The 21,879-nt window shown below is 59.5% G+C and carries 18 protein-coding genes and 3 pseudogenes; 15 read left to right on the top strand and 6 right to left on the bottom strand.

Going from position 1 to position 21,879, the window contains the following annotated elements; all coding sequences use genetic code 11:
- Positions 1–381 precede the first annotated feature (381 nt).
- A complete protein-coding gene (gene xopAG, locus ABIB80_RS34070; protein WP_354129073.1) occupies positions 382–1,755 on the bottom strand; it encodes a XopAG/AvrGf1 family type III secretion system effector in 1,374 nt (457 codons plus the stop codon).
- Positions 1,756–2,587: 832 nt separating this feature from the next.
- Entirely contained in the window at positions 2,588–2,926 is a 339-nt protein-coding gene (locus tag ABIB80_RS34065; protein ID WP_354129072.1) for a hypothetical protein, read from the bottom strand.
- Between the two features lie 135 nt (positions 2,927–3,061).
- Between ABIB80_RS34065 and ABIB80_RS34060 the strand changes: the two genes are divergently transcribed.
- The 7 genes and pseudogenes from ABIB80_RS34060 to ABIB80_RS34030 form a co-directional block, all read left to right on the top strand.
- Entirely contained in the window at positions 3,062–6,208 is a 3,147-nt protein-coding gene (locus ABIB80_RS34060; protein ID WP_354129071.1) for a DUF2169 family type VI secretion system accessory protein, read from the top strand.
- Positions 6,198–7,274: a pentapeptide repeat-containing protein gene (locus tag ABIB80_RS34055; RefSeq protein ID WP_354129070.1), complete on the top strand. Its 1,077-nt coding sequence runs from the start codon at positions 6,198–6,200 to the stop codon at positions 7,272–7,274. The genes ABIB80_RS34060 and ABIB80_RS34055 overlap by 11 nt, the downstream gene beginning before the upstream one ends.
- Positions 7,275–7,277: 3 nt before the next feature.
- Positions 7,278–7,685 (top strand): DUF4150 domain-containing protein, encoded by a 408-nt coding sequence (locus ABIB80_RS34050; protein WP_354129069.1) that lies wholly within the window; start codon positions 7,278–7,280, stop codon positions 7,683–7,685.
- 33 nt (positions 7,686–7,718) lie between these two features.
- Positions 7,719–8,675 (top strand): hypothetical protein, encoded by a 957-nt coding sequence (locus ABIB80_RS34045; RefSeq protein ID WP_354129068.1) that lies wholly within the window; start codon positions 7,719–7,721, stop codon positions 8,673–8,675.
- A 17-nt stretch (positions 8,676–8,692) separates the two neighbouring features.
- Positions 8,693–9,349: a DUF3540 domain-containing protein gene (locus tag ABIB80_RS34040; protein WP_354129067.1), complete on the top strand. Its 657-nt coding sequence runs from the start codon at positions 8,693–8,695 to the stop codon at positions 9,347–9,349.
- A gap of 5 nt (positions 9,350–9,354) precedes the next feature.
- Positions 9,355–11,127: a tetratricopeptide repeat protein gene (locus ABIB80_RS34035; protein WP_354129066.1), complete on the top strand. Its 1,773-nt coding sequence runs from the start codon at positions 9,355–9,357 to the stop codon at positions 11,125–11,127.
- A gap of 718 nt (positions 11,128–11,845) precedes the next feature.
- Positions 11,846–12,056: pseudogene (locus ABIB80_RS34030) on the top strand (transposase); the annotation flags it as partial.
- Here the strand turns inward: ABIB80_RS34030 and ABIB80_RS34025 are convergent.
- The 4 genes and pseudogenes from ABIB80_RS34025 to ABIB80_RS34010 all read right to left on the bottom strand — a co-directional run.
- Positions 12,056–12,223 (bottom strand): annotated as a pseudogene (locus ABIB80_RS34025) (IS5/IS1182 family transposase); the annotation flags it as partial. The pseudogenes ABIB80_RS34030 and ABIB80_RS34025 overlap by 1 nt on opposite strands.
- A 398-nt stretch (positions 12,224–12,621) precedes the next feature.
- Positions 12,622–12,867, bottom strand: a complete 246-nt coding sequence (locus tag ABIB80_RS34020) for a hypothetical protein (protein WP_354129065.1) — start codon at positions 12,865–12,867, stop codon at positions 12,622–12,624.
- Between the two features lie 103 nt (positions 12,868–12,970).
- Complete coding sequence (locus ABIB80_RS34015; protein ID WP_354129064.1) at positions 12,971–13,153, bottom strand: hypothetical protein; 183 nt, start codon at positions 13,151–13,153, stop codon at positions 12,971–12,973.
- Positions 13,154–13,610: 457 nt separating this feature from the next.
- Positions 13,611–14,165, bottom strand: a complete 555-nt coding sequence (locus tag ABIB80_RS34010; RefSeq protein WP_354129079.1) for a peroxiredoxin — start codon at positions 14,163–14,165, stop codon at positions 13,611–13,613.
- 535 nt (positions 14,166–14,700) lie between these two features.
- Here ABIB80_RS34010 and nifH point away from each other — a divergent pair.
- The 8 genes and pseudogenes from nifH to ABIB80_RS33975 all read left to right on the top strand — a co-directional run bounded on the left by nifH (position 14,701) and on the right by ABIB80_RS33975 (position 21,603).
- Positions 14,701–15,591 (top strand): nitrogenase iron protein, encoded by an 891-nt coding sequence (nifH, locus tag ABIB80_RS34005; RefSeq protein WP_279682290.1) that lies wholly within the window; start codon positions 14,701–14,703, stop codon positions 15,589–15,591.
- Between the two features lie 66 nt (positions 15,592–15,657).
- Complete coding sequence (locus ABIB80_RS34000; RefSeq protein ID WP_354129063.1) at positions 15,658–16,425, top strand: nitrogen fixation protein NifQ; 768 nt, start codon at positions 15,658–15,660, stop codon at positions 16,423–16,425.
- A pseudogene (locus ABIB80_RS39485) lies at positions 16,422–16,481 on the top strand (hypothetical protein); the annotation flags it as partial. The gene ABIB80_RS34000 and the pseudogene ABIB80_RS39485, both read left to right, overlap by 4 nt.
- Positions 16,482–16,709: 228 nt before the next feature.
- Positions 16,710–17,042 (top strand): nitrogenase stabilizing/protective protein NifW, encoded by a 333-nt coding sequence (gene nifW, locus ABIB80_RS33995; RefSeq protein ID WP_354129078.1) that lies wholly within the window; start codon positions 16,710–16,712, stop codon positions 17,040–17,042.
- A gap of 1,092 nt (positions 17,043–18,134) precedes the next feature.
- Positions 18,135–19,250 (top strand): electron transfer flavoprotein subunit alpha/FixB family protein, encoded by a 1,116-nt coding sequence (locus tag ABIB80_RS33990; protein ID WP_502918760.1) that lies wholly within the window; start codon positions 18,135–18,137, stop codon positions 19,248–19,250.
- A gap of 10 nt (positions 19,251–19,260) precedes the next feature.
- On the top strand, positions 19,261–20,568 hold the full coding sequence (locus ABIB80_RS33985; protein WP_354129062.1) for an FAD-binding protein: 1,308 nt from the start codon (positions 19,261–19,263) through the stop codon (positions 20,566–20,568).
- Positions 20,569–20,609: 41 nt separating this feature from the next.
- Positions 20,610–20,906 (top strand): ferredoxin family protein, encoded by a 297-nt coding sequence (locus tag ABIB80_RS33980; RefSeq protein ID WP_354129076.1) that lies wholly within the window; start codon positions 20,610–20,612, stop codon positions 20,904–20,906.
- A gap of 118 nt (positions 20,907–21,024) precedes the next feature.
- On the top strand, positions 21,025–21,603 hold the full coding sequence (locus ABIB80_RS33975) for a hypothetical protein (protein WP_354129061.1): 579 nt from the start codon (positions 21,025–21,027) through the stop codon (positions 21,601–21,603).
- Positions 21,604–21,879 lie beyond the last annotated feature (276 nt).

The raw sequence follows: 21,879 nt of genomic DNA, 5'->3' as shown, positions 1-21,879 counted from the left end.
GCCTGGCTCAGAGAACTCTTGTGCCTCTTCCTGATCCAGCTATCGCATACGCTTGCCTGTCCGCTCCCGCTCAATTCGGCTTCTTAACGGACGACTATCCAACAAGAGACAAAGCCTCGGTCAAAGGCTGCGCTCTCCGGGGTGACCGCGGCACCGTCATGGCCAACTTCCCGTTCTTAGAGCGCGACCGAAATCGTTCTTGAAGTGGCAACATGCGGTCACGTCCCGCGTTATCATTGCTGGAACGAACCGTCTTTTTCAACCTATCGGATTTGATGTCCAGAGTCTCAGGAAGCATGCACGCGATGATCGGACGTAATTCGCGTTGCGGTTCAGACTGCCTCGATAGCGGCGCTCGCTAATGCACGACTCCTTACGGCGTCAACTCTGCTTCGAGAGATATCTGCCACCGTAATACTCTCGCGAGGCCTTCCGACACACCGTCTCGTAGAACTCATCCGCGTCTTCGATGGTGTAACCAGCACCAGCGAAGCAGCCACGTGCCGTCTCCTGGAGCGTATGCCGTATTGACGTCGTGTCTTCGTAGACGGCGTTCAGACACGCGATGATGACTATAACGTCCTCCTTTGGAAGGCGTGGCTGTCCACTCATCAAGCGCGCGTGATTGATGCAGGCAACGGCATTGGCGCACGTGAACGAGTCACCCAGCCCCGAGCAGTCTTCGAATCCATTGCCTTGCTCGTTCAACTTGACGTGCGCGATGGGCAGATATTTCATGTCATCGATGTCCGGGTGGTTAAAGTCCTGGCCTATCGCGCGATCATGACCCGCTCGCCATTTCTGAAACCAGGTGTCGAGTTGGTGCAGTCCTGGCCCAACCCAGCTTTTGTTGCGTTTGAGCAGATTCTTATTTGGATCCTCGAACATAAGAGTCGCATCGAGCCTGTCGGTTTCCGCCCGTGACAGCCAGCCGTGCTCGCGCAAGGTCTGCATCACGACGTTCTCAGCGTGGCCCCAATGCGGATCCGCAGCGTACACCTGCCTGAAGTTCAGGATGGTCTGCCCAGCCGCGAACTGGGCCTCCTCTCTGAGGCCGCGGTGCTTCTTGAGCAGTGGCTCCAGCCTCTCGACGCATCGCTTGAAAGTTAGTCCCTTCTCGCCTTGGAAGGCGCCCCGGAAGTGCTGCACGCCCTTGTTCACGAAGGGCTGAGTGACCGATCGCGAAGTGTAGCCGTAAGCGCCAGTTGTCTCGTTAAGCACGCCCGTCAATGCGTACTTGTTCTTTCTGTCGTATAAGGGACTGTTCGTCAGGTCCGGATCCTTCGGCACCTTCGGCGGTTTATACTTGGCCACGCACTCGTCCTTGACAAGATGGCCCTTCATGCAACTCAGGTTCAGAAGTAGCGAAGCGTGCGCCGGCATGGAATCGACCAGGTGCGCAACGTGCACGTAAGTCGCCGCCCGGTAGTCGATCATCGTTACGAACAGGTTCATACCGCAGGTGCGGATTGGGTTGAGGGGACGTTCATTGAAACGCCGAGTGTCAGGGTCGGCGGCGTGATACGATGTGTAATACTCCCTCGCCTTCGCCAGAGCCAACCTGAGCCGTTCGTTACTGGTGAAGCCCTTCTTCCCGTCGTGCAGTGACGTGGTCGAAAGGAAGAAGTCGTTTGCGACCTCATTATAGGCGTAGCCCGCGCCAACAAGGCACAATCCGCATTTTACTGCGCTCGCAAAGTTTGGCCCGCGCCCCCTTTCGCCTCCACTATTCGTTCCCTTTTCGACCTGTCGCATTGCAGCGCTCCCCGAAGCTGGAGTTGCCCCGCCCCCGGCAAAGAGCCGATGAGGTGAAAGCCCCTCTCCATTGAGCGCAGTCATCGCATTCGCGGCCTCGGCCAGTCCGCCGACCATTTGCCAAACCTGGGAGCGAAGCGTAGCAAGTGAATGGCCCGCTTGGTGAGACGCACTGAGTGTACTTGGGGCCTTTGCCTGGCCGCCAACGATCAGCCAAACCCGGGAACGGAGAGAAGCAAGCGAGATTTCGTGGAACGCGGTCATCGCACTTAAGGCCTCACGCCGTCCATGAACGATCCACCGGTTGAGTCTCGGCGCGGAGGCTGGTTGTTCCCAATTCGCATCTCATTTGGTGAATCACTGACCGTGACGCAGGCTCACCGGTACGATCCCAGCGCCCTGCGGCTACATGCGCTCGATATTTTGGTCCGAACAGATCGACTTGATCGTACCGCGAGATCTCAAGCCACCAAACGGATCGGTGTATATTCCCCGCGTATCTACGTTGTGCGTTGGACAATTCGTCCGACTCGCAGACCTCCTGTTCGAGCACCTCGTTGGCAGCAGCGACGAGCCCCGATCGAAGAACTTGGCGAAGAGCACCGGCTGGTGGTTGCGGGCCCGTGGCGACACCACTCGTCATGTCACGCGGAACGATGGTGAAGGCAATTCTTTCCTTCCGGCTTGCAGGCATCCTTGGATATATCGCCTGCTTCTTCCCCTTGATTGTCATGTAGGCTTCAAGAGACACTTCCGTCGCCCAGTTTCTGGCATACGCGCTCAGCCGTTCGGTCTTGCTACTTGGATCGCGCGGCCCATTCGGTAAGCTTGGTCACTTGCGATCCGCAGCCTGGTACCCGGCCGACATCGACGATTTGCCTTCCTCGACTGCGACCAAACACAGCGCGTCGGCTAGAATGACGGGCGGGCCACGCAATGTAGTGATTCCGGCTCCCAGTGCACCAACAGCTTCGTCTCCAGAGGGCAGATTTCCAACGACAGCGAAGCGCTTGGTTTTCTGCAAACCGGAGCGCTTGTCCATTTCGGCAATCGCCGCAAGCCCCGACGCAGTCTTCCATCTGGTCGCGCGAGCGGGTTCCGAGCCGATGAGGGCGCCACAGAAGAAAGTCGCGGCTTTCTTGATCAATCTCCTGCAGTTCGGATCGGCCATCTACGCCCCCCTCTGCTGACTTGGCTACCCACCTGATTTGGCAGGTGACACAAAGACGCGTCCGCATGGGCGGACCGAAAGTCCGTCATGTTTGAGAAATATAGCTAAGAAGCGACAATTGTCTCGGCGGGTCTTATGCCTATTATTGTAAAGCCGCGCACATTGGGTCTTTTGACGAAATGCGAGCGCCATCCGCCAGGGGCGAGCCTCGTCATTTCCGTTTTCGCGATGTTCGACCTGGCCAACCCGGGTGCGGGCCGTCTGGAAGGCGAGCAGGACCTCTGGGTTATGGCAGCGAAGGAGCTTCCGCCCGGCAACCCTCTCGACATCGGCATGCCCAAGCCGCAAGCGGAAGTGCTCATCGGCGGACATGCCGCGGCACCAGAGGGGCGGCTGACCGAGCGCATGATGTTGGGCTGGACCGTCGGGTCGATGCAGAAGCACCTTCTGGTGACGGGCGACCGCTATTGGCAGATGGCAGCCTCCGGCTGGCGACCGACAGCCGTGCAACCGTTCCATCAAATACCGCTAACGCGCCAACGCGCGTTTGGGGGGCCCGACTACGCTGCGAACCGACTCGGCGCCGGCCATGAGGCTCTCCGCCGCAGCATGGCCGGCGAATTGGTGGCCCTGCCCAACCTCGAAAGCCCCGAGCATGCGATTCAGTTCATTGACACAAGCGCACCGCCTGCAACGTTCGGACCAATGGCGCTTGATGATAGGGAGCGTCTGCAATACGCGGGAACCTATGACGCTGCGTGGCTGAAATCGGTCGCGCCAGCTCTGGCGACCGACGCTGATCCGCGCCTTTTTCTATTCGCTCCGCCAGACCAGCGCATGACCGGCTTTATCTGCGGCGGAGAACCCTATGCGCTGCAGAACTTCTCGGCGGAGCATCCGTTCATTGCAGATCGTCTACCGGCCTTTCGCGTGCGCTGCTTCATCGGCTGGAGCGATGCGGCGCGGGGCGTCACGGAACTGCAGACGCGCATCGATACCCTGTGGCTGTTCGCGGGCGCCCGCCGCGGCATCATGATCTACCGCACCTCGATTGCCATGCAGGAATTGGACGGCGGTGACGTTGGCGACATTATGGTCGCCTACGAGCGACAAAGCGAGCCCGCGCGTCCGTTAGATCATTATCTGACCGTTCGGCGGTTGCGGCTCGCCCCGAAGACGGCCGCACGCTATGCCTTTTCAGAACATCAACTCACCCCTGGGCCTTCGGTTGCCGAACGCGAGCGCCGCGCAACGCGGCGGCGCCAACTGGCCGAACAGCGTACAGAGCGGAAGATGGCCTCCATGCGCTGGGCGCTCGATCGGGAACTCGCGCGAATTGACCTTCCGCCTTCGCTGCGCCCCGCGATCGAGATACCATCCATCGAACCCTCGAGTATTCCGGAACTGTTGCCCGAAGAACTCGAGAGCGGCGAGATCGAATTGGCCGAGATCCTCGACGCGTTGGAGAAAGTACAGGAGAAGGCGGAATCCGACATCGACAAGCTCGCAGCGCAATACGAACCCGCACGCGCAGCCCATGGAAAGATTGCCGACGGAAACGCCGCATCGAACGATATCGACGCCTTGCTTGCCGCGATCTCCTCCATGGACGCTGCGGGGTCGATGGACGCGAGCCTAGAGGGAGATCTGCCGCTGCCGGTGGACATTGATCCGGCCTTCCTGGGCGATATCAAAGACAGGCTCACGCGCGCTAGGAACTGGCGCGGCAACCTCGTCGGTACGGCACAGCAGCCGCTCGACGAGCAAAAGCAACTCGAGCTTGCGCATGCTCGTTTCTTTAACCTGGCGGCTGGCCGGCCGCTAGAGCCGATACGCAACGCCATAGCGGACGACGCCTTTTCACTTCCCGATATTCCGACGTTGGTCCTGCCGGATGAAGCGCGCAGCGTCGCCCCGGAAGCGCCGCCGCGCCTGTCGATTGACGAGATACTGGCGCAGATCGAGAGCGCCGGTACACCGTCTGAGACCGCAGCACGTCTGCGGGCCGGCTTCGCCGATGCAGAAGCGGCGCTCAAAAAGGTCCTTTCTTCACTAGCCGCCGATGAGCGTCCGCCATTCGAGGCCTTGAGTGCAACCCGTCAAGCGGCAACCGCCGATGGACCCGAAGCAGCGATCGCCGCGGCCAAAACGGAATCTACGAAGGCGCTGACTGCCCTGCAGGCCGAGATCGACCAAGCGGAAGGTCCATTGGCAGCCGGCATGGCCGCGGCCAGGCTTGCCTCACCCAAGCCGCTCAGACCAGAAACCATGCTGGCGCCAGCTGTCGCGCGGGCGCTGGGGGATCTGGTGGAAGAGGAATTTCGGCGCGGCGGCACGGTTGCCGGACGCGATCTGGCCGGCGCCGACCTCTCCAGGCGACGATTCACGAACGCGGACTTCTCCGGTGCCTTTCTCGAACGCGCGAATCTCAACGGGACCGATCTCGCCGGCGCCAAACTCATGAAAGCCACACTGTCAGGCGCGGCGCTCATCAACGCTAATTTAAGCGCGACCGACCTGACCGAAGCCAATCTTTGTGAAGCCGACTGCCGCGGAACGCGTTTCGCGGGGAGCCTGCTTGTGCGCAGCAATCTTCTCAGCGCGCGCATGGCGGGCGCCTGCTTCGACCGAGCGCGTCTTATCGAGCTGCAAATCTTGGGGGTGCCGATGATCGCGGCAACCTTCCGCTCTACACAGCTAGAACAATGCTGCTTTATCCAAGCCACCCTCGATAATACCGTTTGGGAGGACGCCATCCTCCGGCGGGCGCAATTCATGGATTTATCGCTGTCCGGTGCGAGCTTTGCTAACGCGCGAGTCGAGCAAACCTGCTTTCTCAGGGTGGCAGCGCCCCAACTCGATGTCAGCAGCTCGCAATTAGACCAAGTTAGCTTCATCGGCGACATCGATCTGCGCGACGCCCGCTTCGGCCGCAGCAGCGCCGAGGCGCTTTCCTTTCAGGCAGCCGACCTCAGCGGCAGCGACTTCAACCTGGCCCGACTAAACGGTGTTTATTTTGGTAAGTCGACTCTCGCACGCGCCTCCTTCCGAATGACATCGCTGAAACGTGCGGTCTTCACCGGCAACAATCTGCGCGGCGCCGACTTCTATGCCGCCAACCTGCTCGAGGCACATCTCAATCAGACCGACCTGACCGGCGCCAACCTGCGTCATGCAAATCTCTATGGTGCCGACCTGATGGGCTCTGCTTTAGTCGCCGCCGATTTGAGCAACGCCAATATTGATCGCACCGTCATGATGGTCCCGCGTCATGTCAATTGATCTGCTATTGCAGTCGATCGCCCATGGGTTCCCCGTACGCGAAGCTCGCGTCGATGGCCAGATGCTATCTGGACTGATCCTGGATGATGGCGTTGTGCTGAATTCCTCCTTTCGCGACAGCAGCTTCTCGGGCGCCTCCCTGACTGGCATGATGTTTCACGACTGCGACTTCAACGGTGCTTCCTTCGCCGACGCTCGCTTCGAAAAATGCACGTTCGTTGGTTGCCGCGCTGCCGGATCCGACTGGCGACGAGCAGGCTTCACCCAGTCGACGTTCATGTCATCGGATTTGGGCCATAGCGACTTCAGCGAGACGCGGTTTACCCAGACGACAGCGATGCGTTGCATCTTGGCCCATACCGTCCTGCGCGGCGCGATTCTATCTCAAAGCGCTATCATGGATTGCGGGCTTGCCCAGGTCGTGCTCGACAATGCCACGCTTACGAACGCCGCCATCACGCAAGCTGATTTGCGTAGTGCGCGGGTCACGGGAATGCGTTGCGACACGATCGTTTTCTCGGAATGCGATCTGTCGGACCGAGATCTCACCGGGCTGATGCTTGCCCGAGCGAACCTGAGCGGCGCCAAGCTCAACCGCACAAACCTGTCCGGCGTCGACCTCTCCGGCTCAATTTTGACTGGTGCGAGCCTCGTGGGTGCCGACCTCTCCAACACGACCGCCCCGAACGCACTTTTTGTTAGGGCTGACCTGCGAGCGGCCCAGCTGCGTAATGCCAATATGACGCAGTGCGTTTTCACAGACGCGCGCCTCGACGGCTGCGATCTCTCGGGCGCACAACTGGCGATGGCCGTTTTCACGGGTGCATCGGCCAGGTTCGTTTCATTTTCCGGTGCCGACATGTCCTACGCGCTGATGCATCATGCCAAGCTCGATGGAAGCGACTTTTCCGGCTCGCGCTTTCTGCGCACTGACTTTCATTGCGCGTCGGCCGGCGGCCGTCTGTTCGTGCCCCAGCAAGGCAACACACTGCATACCGTATCTGAACGCGCTATCGCCGAGCTCTACGATGCGAGCCGCATCGTCCCGCTCAACGGAGGGTCCTAAACGATGACCTTTGTCAATGCAAATGGTCCGATGTCGGCGAAGGATTACGGCTTTCCCGACGTCTGCAACACACCATTCGGTCCTGTCGTCGTGCCTACACCCTATCCGAACATCGCGACGAACACGGCGGCCATTCCCACGCAGTCTCGTTGTCTTATCATGTGCATGCCTGCGCACAACATGACGACCGAGCGTGCGGTATCGTACGGCGACAATGCGGGTTTGGCCCTCGGCGTCATCTCTGGCCTTGTCATGGGTCCTGGGCGCGCCAAGGCCGGGTCCGACAATTTGTCGATCGGCGGGTCCCCGGCAACCAAAATGGGGATGCCGACTAAACAGAATGGAGCCAATCCGAACGCGTTCGGAGTTTCACTATCGCCCTCTCAAACCCGCTTGATGGCGCAGCGCTAAGGCGCCGACAGTCCTACGATTAGGGAGCCTACGATGCCAAATGCCTACACGCGACTGTTCGTTCCAGAAACACCAGTCTCTCCCATGACGAAATCAACCTATCTGCGCCTCGGTTCTTATTCGGAAGGGGAGGCAAATATTGTCACTGGACTGACGACGACTGTCGAGCAGGGCCTTGCTGGAACGAGTCAGTATGAAAGCGACAACACCGGCATGCTTGCCTTCACCAATGCGGACTTTCAGGCAAACGTCGAAGGTGCCGCATTGATGAAAATCGGTCGCGGTCAGACCACGGAGGTCATGAACGGAAACTCCCAACATAAGGTCTCGGAAGGTACTTATGATATCTCCGCTGAGAAGGGCATATCAATCACGGCTGGCGCTAACGGGACGCCCGCCGACATCACGCTCACGGCCTCGAACGGCGTCAAGTTAATCAACAAAGGCAATAAGTCGGAAACTACCACCGGTGACGTGGAAAAGCAGACGATGGGCAACACCAAGGAGCTCTTCCTAGGCACCAAATTCACTTGCATGAGTGGCGCAGCTACCAAGCTGACGATGGCCCGCAAAGTATCGATTTTCCTCGGAGAAGCGTTCGCGTACAAGGTCTCCCGCGAATGTTCCGTCAATCTCAATGATTTCAACTCGATAACGATCGGCAACAGACTTGATATCGTCCAAGGAAACGACATCAAGCAAGTGATCGGAAACTCGACCAAATCAGTCGTTGGACCCGACTTCAAGTCGGCCGATAGTGATACCAAGATTCTCAGAAGAAGCGATTTCAAGCTCGCGCCAGTTGACGATTTGAAGGTGGTCGGCCGCGACGGCAAGGTCAGCAAGACTAGCGTGTCCGTCACAGAAGAAGAATTGAGAAAGGGAAAGTTGAACACTGAACAGTACGAGGTTGTGAACCGAACAGCGGAGATCATGTCCAGCACCGGCAAGGACGAAGTCATACAAAAGACGTCGATAAATTTCATGTAGCCGACTGGAGAGCGGGAATGACGATGACAATCCGCGTCACAAACAGCGACAGCTTGGCGATGGCCGAGCGCATGCTTGAACCTGGACATCACACAGCCCATGTAGTGTCACTCAGCGATGACGGCAGTGTGATGGAGGTCGAAGTCGCTGGCGCTCGTCACACGGCGACGGTGGCTGTTGGTTGCCTGATCCGGCCTATACCACGGGACAGAGTGCTGCTCTTCGCTAACGTGGAGCAATCCTTCGTCGTGACCGTGCTCGAGCGGGCGGCTTCCAATGATGGCATGCTCGGCTTACCAGGATGTCGCAACATATCGATTGAGGGCGAGACCATCACCATCGCCGCGCGCCAGCGGATATCCTTTCGCGCTGATAGTATCGATTTGCAGGCTAAGTTGTTTGCCGTGCTCGCGAACAAAGGCACCTGGATCGGCAAGCTCTACACGTTAATCGCGGACCGTGTCCGATGCTCGGCGCGGACCCAGGAAGCGAGCGCCGAGTTGCTTACGGTGAAGGCGGGCGAACGTGTCTCAGTGATCGAGCGTATCGACTCATTGCAGACCGAAACCCAGGTTATCAGGGTCACCGGCATTGCCTCCGAGACAGCCCACAGCAAAGTCATCACGGTGAGCGAGGATCTCCGCCTCGACGGCAAACGCGTGACGGTTGCATAATGCGCATGCCGACCACTGGCATGGCCGGCCCGACCCGACAAGACCGGCTCAGGACGGCGCAGGAGTTTATTGCGGCCGGCCGTCTCGAGGAAGCGGAGACGCTGTTGGAGCAGGTCGTCGCCACAAGCGATCCCGATACGCTCAGTGCAAAGGCTGCACTAGCGCTCGCACGGCAACGCACGGAATTGGCATTCGAGCTGCTGGCGGAGGCGGCGACCGGTCATCCCGATCACGCTGGGCTTGCTACTAACCTCGGGATCGCCCATGAGATGCTCGGCAGGTTTGACGAGGCAGTTATTTGCCTCAAACGCGCAGCGGCGCTCGCCCCACGCAGCCAGGAGATCAAGCTCACGCTGGCTCATGCGCTGGAGAGCCGCGGTGACGTTGCTGAAGCCCGCGCGATCACAAAGGCTGTTGTCGAACACGAGCCGGGCAATGCGCGCGCCCTCCTTCAGCTCGGCACACTCGATATCGGCTTGCGCGATTACTCGTCGGCCGAGATCGCCCTGCTTCGTGCCCTGGAGCTTGTTCCCAACGATCCCGATACGCTGCGCAATTTGTCGGTACTCTTGTTTGAATGCGGCTGCTTCGAGCAGGCGCTCAATGTTGCTGAACACGCGCATCTGCGCGCGCCGCTCGACACGGCCGGGCTCTCGCATCTCGCTTATTGCCGTGCCGCGATGGGACTTTGGGCGGAAGCGGAAGCAACCTGCAGGAGATTGCTCGCCTATGCACCGACCCATCTTGGCGCGCGCGAAATCCTTACCCGCGTCATGATTGCCAATGGCGAGGAGGAACGCGCAATTGCTGAGCTCACAACGTTCGTACGCGCGCACAAATCGCACCCCTCTGCTGCGCTTCTTCTGGCCGACGTTTTGCGGTTCGTTGGCCGGTTTGATGAAGCCCTAAGGCTCGCCAGCTACGTCTCGCGAACGCAAACTCAAGATGAAGCGGCTAAATCTCTCGCGACCGCGCTTGAATTGACGCTCGGTCGCTTCCCGAGGCCCGAGCCGGCCGCCTTGGGAGTTGTGATGCGAGTAATCGTGCCACCGAGGACTGGCGCCCTCGAATTCATCGCACTCGCTCGTCTCTTGCGTCGGGCCACCAGCCGGCAAAATGTGCATGTTGTCGCGGAGCCACGTTACCAGGCTCTTCTTAGGAATCTAGCCGAGCAGGCCATTCTCGATGAGCCGAGGCCCGGGCTCTCAACTACCCCCCTGCAATCGTTATTGCCCATTCTGTCGACGGACGCGCGGAACATTGCCGTTGATGTTCCCTACCTGCGCCCCGACGCCGAGCTGTCAGCGAGATGGCGGGATGCCTTGGCCGCCTTCCCAAGGCCTTGGGTTGGCCTCGTGTGGGAGGGCGGCGCTCTCGGCCTATCGATGGAGCAGATCGCCGCCGTGATTCCTCACTCGGTGACGCCGGTCAGTTTGATGACCGACGCGCGACGGCATGACTTGAAGCGATGGAGCCGTCCGATTGATGTTGGTGTGCATATCGAACACCCTGCGGAATTCATTGCAGCGATCGCCAATCTCGACGCCGTGGTCGGGCCCGACAGCTTCGCCGTCCATATCGCCGGAGCGCTCGGCCTTCCAGGGGTAGTCTTTGTTCCGCGCGGTTATCCCTGGTATTGGGCTCAGGCGGATGGCAAGCCCCTGTGGTATCCTTCATTCGAGGTTGTCGTGCAGGAGCGGCTCGGCCATTGGTCCGGCCCTATCGACGACGGTCGGCACCGGCTCGAGACCCTGCTGCGCATACAAACGATTGACTGAGCGGCAAGCTCTTGCTCGTCGGTGGACTGGGGAAAATGTCGGCGAATGGGTTAACGTGGACGGCGCTCGAAAATTTGATGCATTCCACCCAAGCCGGTTCAATCCATTCCTTGGAGAGTGGTGGTTGGCGTACCAACAGCAGCAAGCTGAGAAGCCGAGGCAAGCTGAGCAAGCGGCGCAGCCGCGGTAAGCAGCGCGCCGCCCCCCGAGACCATCCGAAAGAAATTACCCTCACGCCTCTTCCGACAGCCTGAACTACCTCGACGACCTGTTCGAGAAAGCCGCTGAAAAGTCTGACCCGGCAGCTAAGACCCTGAGAGAGAGCCTACTCTGTCTTCGTAAGTTGGCGAATGATCTCGGACGTCTGGGACGGATGATTAGAGCAGACGATGCATCCTTGCCGCTCACGTCTAAAAGTACTGACTTCATGACCACCACGTGATTGGCGCGCTGGGCATGTTTCCTCGATTTCGAAAGGGCTGCTGGCTCGATGGTCGGCGTCAAGCCGCTTGCCCCTCTAAGGCAGACGATGATCTCATTGAAGCTGCCTGTGGTCTGAGTCGGAGAACTACCAGGACTGATGGTGACAAGCTTCGCAAGTTTCCAAAACAGTTCATTGAGGACCTGAAAGACCTAGCGGGCTGCTAAACAGTGGTTTTGCGAGTTGGTTGGAGTGTGATTCCGTGCATGTGTCTGATTCCTTTGGGCTGGGGATGCGATGCGCGGGGCAGATCAGCGGTCGGAAGACATATTCAGCTACCTGCCGTTGGAGCAGCGCGTTCCAGGGGATCATCCCCAGCGTGCCATCCGCGACGTGGCCTACGCGGCGCTGAAGGATCTGTCGCGACTTTGCCAGGCTGTACGCGCGCCATGGCCGACCGTCGATTCCGCCGGAGCGGCTGTTGCGGGCGCTGCTGCTGCAGGCGTACAGCCCGTTGCCGTTCTCCATCATTAGATGCCCCATGTGGCAGAGCTTGGCCTCGTTGCCAGCGGCCTTGCGAAACAAGCGGGCGTCGGGGTCGGTCGAAGAATGCGTATCGTTCTTGCGCTTCTCGCCACGGAAGCCACGCTCGACATTGCGTCCCTGGCCGCTGCCCGATTGCTTTTCGCTTCCACTTGGCCAAGCTTCGCAAGGAACGGTTCCTACCGCTGGACCCGAGCGTCGAGCAGCGACTGGAATGTTACGGTCGCGAGCGATACCTGCTGCTCGGGCGCAGCCCGGATGCGTTCTTCGTGACCTGTGAGGGGCATCGTCTCGGCGATTGCGGTGCGCGCTACAACTTCGCGCATGTATACCAGCAGATCGGGCTAAGGCTTCAGTTCGCTCGCGTTCTGCGACGCACGAATAAGGGGTCGGCAGTTCGAAGTACGCCCGCGCGGCTTGCGATCTGGACTCGGCCGCGTTGTACGCATGTCAGTTCGATGTCGGCGAGGCGGTCCAGATCCGCCACCACACGTCAATCCCTCGTAGGCCGTCATCCCGTTCGCGCGCCATCAGTGCAGCGCCGAGAACAGCCTGTTCAACTGATCGCTCTTCTTCCTCAGGTCGCCAGTGGCCGTCGACCAGTGCTCTTCGATGACGAGATTGCGCTCGCGCCAGGCGGTCGAGAGTTGCTCCAGCACGCTCGACTTCTCGGCTTTGGTCGAGTGCACCTCGAGACAGTAGTTGCTGAGCCCGGTGGCTTGCATCCGCTGCCTGACGCCTTCGAGCGCCGCAGTCTTCTGCGAGACGAACAGCACCGTCTTCTCGCGTGCGAGGCAGTTGGCGATAGTCTGGACTCTAGCCCGGGCGGGCCGAACAGTACATAGTCCGCGCCGCGCTTGGGGCAACGACGCTAGGGATCTACAAGGAATCGGCCGAGAGCGGCGCGAACAGTTCGATCGGATCGATGATCTCGCCGATGGTTCGCGCATCGATGAAGCTCGCCCGGGACCCACCGTAGCTGTGGGTCGGGGTATCGATCGGGTGACGCGCAACCGGATTACTCTTGAGCAAATCTGCGCGGTCGACGAGATCCTTCCACATCAGGTACTTGGTAAAGGACAGCGTCGCGAGCGCAATCGGTTCGGTGACTTCCCAGCCCTTGATGCTCTTAATGTGGCCGCGGACACCTTCGAGCTGGCCAGGCGGATCGGCTCACTCTGAAATGAGTGGGTTTGAGTTGGGCCGGTGCTCTCCGACTTGTCGGCCGAACTCAATCCGCGGGCTGCTGAAATACGAGCTTAAGAAATTCGGCGGAAGCTGATCTGGATGATCGGGCTTGCAACGATGCTCATGGGTCTGTTTGCCTCACTGTCGGGTTGCCGCATCGCCAAAACAGTCGTGTCGGTGACGGCAGCCATGCGCCAGCTCGGCGACGGCCGGTGCGATGTGGTTCTGCCGGCTAGGGGTTCTAGGAAATAGCCTCCATGTAGACGGTACCGAGTCTGATGTCCTTCGAATGCGGGAGCTTCTCCTTCAACTGCACGATCAACATGTCGCCTCAGGCAATTTTAAGCGTATCGCCACCGATCTCCCGGTTGCAAGGGCAGAGCTCGTGAGTCTGTATCGCATCCAGAACGCGTAGCGTGTCCTTTGGGCTCCGGCCGACATTGAGGCTTGTCGCATAGACATGCTGGATCGTGTTCTCAGGATCGACGATGAAGGTGTAGCGATGCGCGATGCCGTCACGCGAGCGCACTCCAAGGCCATCGACCAGCGCGCCCTTGGAGTCGGCAAACTGCCAGATCGATAGACGGTGCAGGTCCTTGTGCTCACGCCGCCAGGCGAGCTTGCAGAACTCGTTATCGGTCGAGCCACCAAGTACGACTGCATCGCGATCGGCGAAATCCTTGGAAAGGCGGGCAAACTCTGCGATTTCGGTTGGGCAGACGAATGTAAAATCCTTCGGATAAAAGAAGATGACTTTCCATTTGCCTGGGAAGCTCCTCTCAGTCAGCGTCTCGAAGGCGCTCTGCCCGTTCTCCTGGTGCAGGTGAAAGCCGGGCTTCACGCCTGTGATGTCGAACGGCGGCAACTTACTTCCAATTCCAGACATATTGTCCTCACAACAACATCGCGTCACGCGCAAACTGCGTTCCGGGACTAGTAAAGCAAGCGATATGCCACCCCATCAGACGGCAAGTACCCACCGTGCCGGTCATGAAACATTCGCCTTCGATGGCGGTGTCCTCGAACCCGATCTCGCACTGTATGATCTCCTCAATCGCCTTGGGCTAAGGCCCGGCGTTCCCCGTTCGCGCCCTTTCGCCGGGCGCTGGTAATGGAACAAACGCGCCAAGGCTTTGTCCGGTTTCTGTCAAAGCCCTTGCGGCTGTCGCATCCGCCACGGCATCCGGTCTCGGACGCCGCGCGATTAGTCGAGCATGGTCAGGCGCTTGACGCACCTTCGAACGAAATGGCACGCCGGTTGCTAAATGAATGCAGCAACAACGAGTGAGGGCTGAGGGCACGCCGACGCCGATGGCGAGCGATGGCCTCCTTCCCGAAACCCGTGTGCCCACGTTTCTGAGAGAGAAACAGCCTCGCGCGTTCGGCGCGAAAAAGTTGGCAATCGGTTGATGGAGAGCAACATGTCTTCGCTGAGACAAATCGCGTTTTATGGCAAGGGTGGCATCGGTAAATCGACGACGTCGCAAAATACGCTGGCGGCCCTTGCTGAGCTGGGCCAAAAGATTCTGATCGTCGGTTGTGATCCCAAAGCAGACTCGACCCGCCTTATCCTGCACGCCAAAGCGCAGGACACCATTCTGAGCCTGGCGGCGAATGCCGGCAGCGTCGAGGACCTCGAAATCGAGGACGTCATCAAGCTCGGCTACAAGGACATTCGATGCGTCGAGTCCGGCGGTCCGGAGCCGGGGGTCGGGTGCGCCGGAAGAGGCGTGATCACTTCCATTAACTTTCTGGAGGAAAATGGCGCCTATGAGAACATCGACTACGTCTCTTACGACGTGCTCGGCGACGTCGTCTGCGGCGGCTTCGCGATGCCTATCCGCGAAAACAAGGCACAGGAAATCTACATCGTGATGTCCGGCGAGATGATGGCGATGTATGCCGCCAACAACATCTCCAAGGGGATTTTGAAGTATGCGAATTCCGGCGGCGTGCGCCTCGGCGGCCTGATCTGCAACGAGCGGCAGACCGACAAGGAGCTGGAGCTTGCAGATGCTCTTGCCAAGAAGCTCGGCAGCAAGTTGATCTACTTCGTGCCGCGCGACAACGTCGTTCAGCACGCGGAGCTGCGCCGCATGACGGTGCTGGAGTACGCGCCAGATTCTAAGCAGGCGGATCACTATCGCAATCTCGCGACCAAGATCCACAATAATGCTGGACAAGGCGCTATCCCGACGCCAATCAGCATGGACGAGCTCGAGGATATGCTCATGGAGCACGGCATCATCAAGCCCGTCGACGAGAGCTTGGTCGGCAAGACCGCCGCCGAGCTCGCCGCTGTTTCGGCATAATTCATATTGTCGGCCTTCTCGATCCGGGAAGGCCGACATCGTCCACTCAGATGCTGGGGGACCCTCATGATTGGTACACAAAGGAAATTGGCCGATACGGTGTTACCTCCTGTATCGGCAGCTCACGTCGCCGAGCAGCGCGATGGAAGTAAGCTCTACGGCCTTCTGACTGGCAGCCATCCAACAGAAGTCGACATCAGCGATGATTACGATTTCGATCGCCATGTGCTCGCTTGCGTTCTCGCCGCATCCGCTATGGATGGCGGCCAACTTCCCGAACGGGCTGGCCTGACTAGCCAGGAGCTCAATGCGCTCCTAGTGCAATACTTCCCGTCCAGCCCGTTCAGAAGGTGTACCTGGCGCGAACAGTCCGCGTCAGCGGCTCCTGACGAGACAATTATGGTGCGCGACCTCCTGCTTGCGCAACGTTCCACCCATAGCGAGGTCGGCGGCTGGTTGGCGACGATGATCGCGCGGCGCGCCATGGAGCCCAATCACTTGTGGGAAGATCTCGGTCTGCGGAAGCGGGACGAATTGTCCCGCCTCCTGGCGCGCCATTTCGGGCCGCTAGCGGCTCGCAACTCCAAGAAGATGCGCTGGAAGCGCTTCTTCTATCGCATGCTATGCGAAGATGACGGTCTGGTGATGTGTACTACGCCGGTCTGCACGGAATGCAATGATTTTGATCTTTGCTTCGGCGAGGAGAGCGGAGAGAGCCGGATGGCAGGACGACGGCGTGATCATCTGCGTCGTCTCGATGACTCCGTTGAAAAGACCGGCTTACCTACCAAGCGCTGGACCCGCGATTGCTTGGTCGCTCCCACCGCATTGTGATCGGCAAGCATTCAGGGCTTGCCGCGATCACTTCGCTGTTGTCCGAGTTGCAGCTATCGATAACCGCCGAGCAAACCGAAACCATCATCGCGCGCGTCCGCAAGCATGCCATCGAGCACAAAGGCCGGTTGCCCAGGAACGGTGGTGGCAAGCTGGCGCGATATTCACGAGGGCTCCCTCATCAGCGGCGGGTGATCGGTTGGTCAGCCATGCGCGCGCGCGATCAGGTTGAAACATTCGGCCCGGATGGTTTCTGGGCGCGGATCTCTAGATGGAGGTTGAGAATGATGACGGACGGCATCCTTTCGCAATTGCAGAAGGCCTCGGCAGCAGAGGAGTTTTTTGCACTGCTCGGCGTCGAGTACGACGAGAAGATCATCAACGTGGCGCGGCTTCACATCCTGCGTCGCATGGGTCAATATCTTGCGGGTGAGGAGTTGACCGGTGCATCCGATCCTGACATCGCCTTGCGTTGTAAGGCTACGCTTGAGCGCGCCTATGCCGACTTCGTTACGTCATCCCCGATCGAACAGCGCGTGTTCAAGGTCCTCAAGGATGCGGCAGCGCCACAACCGAATGAGCATCCAGCATTGGTCCAGCTCGGTTCCTTGGAGTGAATCGAGTTTATATCTCGTGCTCTGGACCGTGAAAGTCCGGAGCTGACATCCCTAGGGCTTCCAATTCAAACGGAAGTTGCGGTGGCCTCGTGGATCCGCAGCTTTAACACTCACTCCGCTCTCCTTAAATGCCAATCACGACTGAGCGCTGGTTTGTCCATCCTTTCAAGCTCCTATCTCCTCCAATGTACGCCGGCAGCGGGAAGCGCACATTTGGCGAGGAAAGCCCACCAGATTCGGATGACTGCCTTGTGTCGCATTCCGGACACGCCTCGACTCGGCTATCGAATGGTCCGATCGTCGTGAGAGGCAGCCAACCCAATTTCCTTCAGCCAGAGTCTGTATTGGCGCCCAATTTTAATCGCCTACGCAATTGGTACGACAATTGCTGACATATGCTCAGCCAGTCTGGAGAAGCGCATGCACATCTTGGTCCGCATCGATGTTGGTTTTGATGTCGCGCAGGTTCGCGCGCGCTGCCTGTCGGCACCGTGATGCGTCGCGACGCCAAAGCGATGGCCGCATATTCCGACCCGGCTCAGCTGAAAGCTGCGCTTGATCCGCGCCAAAGGTTCGTCGACGATATCACCCCCGTTGGCCGATCCATGGCCGAGGTTTCGCCGGGGCAGTCCTTGCTCTCCAGCGCCGGTCGCGCGGCGCCGTTGACGGGGGGGACCCCGGCGCTCGCGCCCTCGCCAAGAGTTGCGGACTTGCCGCTGCGATCGGCGAGAGATCGAGCGCATTCGGAGCAATGGATCGCGTTTTCACAGGCAAGCACGCGGATAATGATATCAGCCGAGCCTCCGCCATATCCTCGATCCGTTCCAGTTCGGTTGCATCTCGAAGATGAGGGGGACAAATCGATCGGCTCGCGTGAGCGGCGTGGAGAACCCGAGACGCGTGCTTCCGGGCTCGTCGACACATCGAGCAATGTCTGTCTCGGCCCCGCGCTGCTGGCAGGCGGCGCCGACTGAATGGCGGCGGGCACCCGGCCGAACTTTTGACTGAAGCAATCCTCAAGCGCGAATTCAAAGCTGGGGGCGGAGCGCGCTCCGCTGGCGAACCGCTACTGAACAACGGATGGGAGTACAGATGATGAGCACCGCACCCAAAAGCGCAGCTCCGGCCGCGGGTGGTGGTCGCGCAGCGACCAAGAGGGAGCTACCCGAACGATTTAAGGCGTATAAGCACGTCTGGGTCTTCATCGAGCAGGAACGCGGGGTTGTGCACCCCGTCTCCTGGGAGCTGATGGGTGCCGGCCGCCGGCTCGCTGACAAGCTCAACGTCGACCTCGCCGCGGTTGTCATCGGCCCGGTCGGGGAGACAACGGAGCAGGCGGTCGCCGAATCCTTCTGTTACGGCGCCGACCTCGCCTATATCGTCGCGGACCATCTCTTGGCCGACTATCGCAATGAATCTTATACCAAGGCCCTGTCAGAGCTGGTCAATACGTACAAGCCGGAAATCCTACTCCTAGGGGCAACTACACTCGGCCGGGATCTCGCCGGCTCAGTGGCCACCACACTGCTCACCGGCCTAACTGCCGACTGCACCGAGCTCGATGTCGATCCCGACGGCTCGCTTGCAGCGACCCGGCCGACGTTTGGCGGTTCACTGCTGTGCACGATCTACACACTCAACTATCGTCCACAGATGGCAACCGTCCGCCCGCGCGTGATGCCGATGCCCGAGCGCGTGACGGGGGCCGTCTGGCGCGTCATCTCGCATCCGCTCGGGCTTGTAGAAGAAGATATCGTCACAAAAGTCCTCTCGTTCCTGCCGGACCGCGATTCCAAAAAGTCCAACCTTGCCTATGCGGACGTGGTTGTCGCTGGAGGGCTCGGTCTGGGATCGCCTGAGAACTTCCAGCTGGTACAGCAACTTGCCGACGTGCTTGGCGCCGAATACGGCTGTTCGCGGCCGCTGGTCCAAAAGGGCTGGGTCACCTCGGACCGACAAATCGGCCAGACTGGGAAAACCATTAGGCCAAAGCTTTACATCGCGGCCGGCATTTCCGGGGCGATCCAGCATCGCGTCGGAGTTGAGGGTGGCGACCTCATCGTTGCCATCAATACCGACAAGAACGCCCCGATCTTCGACTTCGCCCATATCGGTATCGTCACCGACGCCATTCGACTGTTGCCGGCATTGACCTCTGCATTCCGCGCGCGGCTGTCGCCGCACTCGCACGACCGCATCGCCGGCTAGGGAGCTTGTTATGATCGAGGAAAAATTCGACGCGATCGTCGTGGGTGCTGGCATGGGCGGGAATGCGGCGGCGCTTACGATGGCCCAGCGTGGCCTGAAAGTGCTGCAGCTGGAGCGCGGGGAGTATTCGGGGTCTAAGAATGTGCAAGGAGCCATCCTCTATGCCGATATGCTGGAGAAGCTGATCCCGGATTTCCGCGAGGATGCACCGCTTGAGCGGCATCTGGTCGAGCAGCGCTTCTGGATCATGGACGAGCGTTCGCACACGGGGCTTCACTATCGCTCCGATGATTTCAATGAGGAGAAGCCGAACCGCTACACCATCATCCGCGCTCAGTTCGATAAATGGTTCTCGCAGAAGGTCCGCGAGGCCGGCGCCACGGTGCTGTGCGAGACCACGGTGACCGAGCTCCTCCAGGATTCACTTGGGCGGGTGGTCGGGGTGCGCACAGACCGCGATGGCGGTGAAATCCATGCAGATGTCGTCGTGCTGGCCGAGGGGGTGAACGGAGTGCTCGGGACGGGTGCGGGGTTAAGAGGGCGGCCGAAACCGGATAACGTGGCACTCGCGGTCAAGGAGATGCATTTCCTGTCGCGCGAGACAATCGATGCTCGCTTCAGTCTCAAAGGCGACGAGGGGCTCGTCATCGAAGCTGTCGGAACCATCTCCCGCGGCATGACCGGCATGGGCTTCATCTATTCCAACAAGGAATGCATCTCGCTCGGTATTGGCTGTCTTGTTGCCGATTTCCAGCGTACCGGCGAGACGCCCTACGGCTTGCTCGAGGATTTCAAGCGTCACCCCTCCGTTGCGCCGCTGATCGAGGGTTCGGAAGTAAAGGAATATTCCGCGCACTTGATCCCCGAAGGTGGGTACAAGGCGATCCCGCAGCTTTGTGGTGAGGGCTGGGTCGTCGTCGGGGACGCCGCCCAGCTCAACAACGCCATCCATCGCGAGGGGTCCAATCTGGCGATGACGTCGGGCCGTATCGCGGCGGAAGCGATCTGTCTTATCAGATCGCGAAAGGATCCGATGACGGCGAAGAATCTTTCGCTTTACAAAAAAATGCTGAATGACTCCTTCGTAATCAAGGACCTGAAGAAGTACAAGGATATGCCGGCACTGTTGCATACCCACTCGCAGAACTTCTTTCTCACATATCCGCAGCTCTTCTCGAAGGCAATGCAGGATTACGTGCGCGTCGACGGCACACCAAAGCTCGAGAAAGAGAAGCTGACGCTGAACTCGTTCATCAAGGCGCGATCGTGGAGTGGACTGTTCAGCGATGCCGTCCGCATTGCCCGGGCCTGGCGCTGATCACGAACCAAAGATAACGACGATTGACGGAGCCAGAATCAATGCCGTGCGAGCCATCCCAACGTGTCGAGGACAAACTATTCTACAACCGTTATCTTGTTGATTCCGGCCGCGCCCATATCAAGGTGCGGCCGCACACCACGCCATCGTCGCAGCTGCTATCAATGCTGAAGGCTTGCCCAGCACGGTGCTACGATCTCAACGATAAGGGTCATGTTGAGGTTACAGTCGACGGGTGTCTCGAGTGCGGCACCTGCCGGGTGATTTGCGAAGAAAGCGGTGATATCAAGTGGAGCTACCCACGGGGCGGTTACGGTGTGCTATTCAAGTTTGGTTGAAGCTTCAGGGGAGCGCCTGACTTTGGCAGGATGCGGCGTTGTCGCGATGCAACGAGATGCGCGGGACTCAAGATTTCACCCGGGCACATTCAATCGGGGCAACGGGGCAGGCCCTTGCATGGTGGACAACCGCAGCTTCCCAGCTTCCCCCCATGATATTCCCGAAGACAGCCAAATCGAGCGGATCCAAAACAAGGGCGCGACGCATTGTATCGCGGGGATATATCGCCGGCCGGAGAGCATTATGATGATTCGAGTACAAAAGAGCAGGGCAGCCGCTAACGCGCGGGGAGCAGAGGTAGGCCGTGAGAGTTCGGTTGTCGACATCCAGGCATGCATAGCCGAACTGAGAAGCTTGCCGCGCGAGAAGCTCGCGGATGCGGTGTTCATGCTCTCGATGAATGCAAGACGGCAGGGCGAGTTGATCCGACAGGCGATCGAGAAGCGCGCCGAGGTCGACTTGGACTTTGATCCGCCGGCGAATGCGGATTTGGCGACCTATCTCGCCAATGATGCGGTCTCGACCTTACGCCACCACGTTGTTGACCTTCCGGACTTGCTGGACTTCTTGGTTCAGCAAGCGCCTGACGTCTGCTTCACCGTCCACCGGAGGAGGCCGTTTTGCTGCTCGCCGCAATCATTCGCGAACAGCGGCTCGAAGGAGTCCTTGAAGGCCTCAGGCTCGCCGGGCTGCTGAATGAGCCAGCGAAGGATCGTCATGCCGGGATCGGTTCGAACGCGGACTTGAGGGGAGCCGCCGACGGCGTGTGAGTGTTCAGGGCGCTTTGAGGATAGTCCCTGCAGAGGGTCAAAACCGCGTCGAAAGTCGCGGCGTAGTTCCTTTGTCCTCCGTTTGACGTTTATCCCGACGCGGAGCCGCTATGCACGCCCGGTCGCAGTCCCCGGCCGCGTCAAGCTCGGGTCTTTATAGTGAGCACAAGATCCGCAGTTCTGAGCTTTCTTGCTCAGTTGC

Origin of the sequence: Bradyrhizobium sp. i1.15.2, from assembly GCF_040548425.1 — a bacterium.
GTDB classification, from domain to species: domain Bacteria; phylum Pseudomonadota; class Alphaproteobacteria; order Rhizobiales; family Xanthobacteraceae; genus Bradyrhizobium; species Bradyrhizobium canariense.
Note: the sequence above shows the minus strand (reverse complement) of the source record. Positions and strands in the feature narration are given on the sequence as shown.

What these genes read in the sequence shown, in the direction of transcription:
- ABIB80_RS33985 (WP_354129062.1), top strand. Translation starts at nt 19,261, where the DNA reads ATGATCGAGGAAAAATTCGACGCGATCGTCGTGGGTGCTGGCATGGGC.
- ABIB80_RS33975 (WP_354129061.1), top strand. Translation starts at nt 21,025, where the DNA reads ATGGTGGACAACCGCAGCTTCCCAGCTTCCCCCCATGATATTCCCGAA.
- ABIB80_RS34015 (WP_354129064.1), bottom strand. Translation starts at nt 13,153, where the DNA reads ATGTGGAAGGATCTCGTCGACCGCGCAGATTTGCTCAAGAGTAATCCG.
- ABIB80_RS34065 (WP_354129072.1), bottom strand. Translation starts at nt 2,926, where the DNA reads ATGGCCGATCCGAACTGCAGGAGATTGATCAAGAAAGCCGCGACTTTC.
- ABIB80_RS34050 (WP_354129069.1), top strand. Translation starts at nt 7,278, where the DNA reads ATGACCTTTGTCAATGCAAATGGTCCGATGTCGGCGAAGGATTACGGC.
- ABIB80_RS34040 (WP_354129067.1), top strand. Translation starts at nt 8,693, where the DNA reads ATGACGATGACAATCCGCGTCACAAACAGCGACAGCTTGGCGATGGCC.
- ABIB80_RS33990 (WP_502918760.1), top strand. Translation starts at nt 18,135, where the DNA reads ATGATGAGCACCGCACCCAAAAGCGCAGCTCCGGCCGCGGGTGGTGGT.
- ABIB80_RS34060 (WP_354129071.1), top strand. Translation starts at nt 3,062, where the DNA reads ATGCCTATTATTGTAAAGCCGCGCACATTGGGTCTTTTGACGAAATGC.
- ABIB80_RS34055 (WP_354129070.1), top strand. Translation starts at nt 6,198, where the DNA reads ATGTCAATTGATCTGCTATTGCAGTCGATCGCCCATGGGTTCCCCGTA.
- ABIB80_RS34045 (WP_354129068.1), top strand. Translation starts at nt 7,719, where the DNA reads ATGCCAAATGCCTACACGCGACTGTTCGTTCCAGAAACACCAGTCTCT.
- ABIB80_RS34000 (WP_354129063.1), top strand. Translation starts at nt 15,658, where the DNA reads ATGATTGGTACACAAAGGAAATTGGCCGATACGGTGTTACCTCCTGTA.
- nifH (WP_279682290.1), top strand. Translation starts at nt 14,701, where the DNA reads ATGTCTTCGCTGAGACAAATCGCGTTTTATGGCAAGGGTGGCATCGGT.
- xopAG (WP_354129073.1), bottom strand. Translation starts at nt 1,755, where the DNA reads ATGCGACAGGTCGAAAAGGGAACGAATAGTGGAGGCGAAAGGGGGCGC.
- ABIB80_RS34010 (WP_354129079.1), bottom strand. Translation starts at nt 14,165, where the DNA reads ATGTCTGGAATTGGAAGTAAGTTGCCGCCGTTCGACATCACAGGCGTG.
- nifW (WP_354129078.1), top strand. Translation starts at nt 16,710, where the DNA reads ATGATGACGGACGGCATCCTTTCGCAATTGCAGAAGGCCTCGGCAGCA.
- ABIB80_RS33980 (WP_354129076.1), top strand. Translation starts at nt 20,610, where the DNA reads ATGCCGTGCGAGCCATCCCAACGTGTCGAGGACAAACTATTCTACAAC.
- ABIB80_RS34035 (WP_354129066.1), top strand. Translation starts at nt 9,355, where the DNA reads ATGCCGACCACTGGCATGGCCGGCCCGACCCGACAAGACCGGCTCAGG.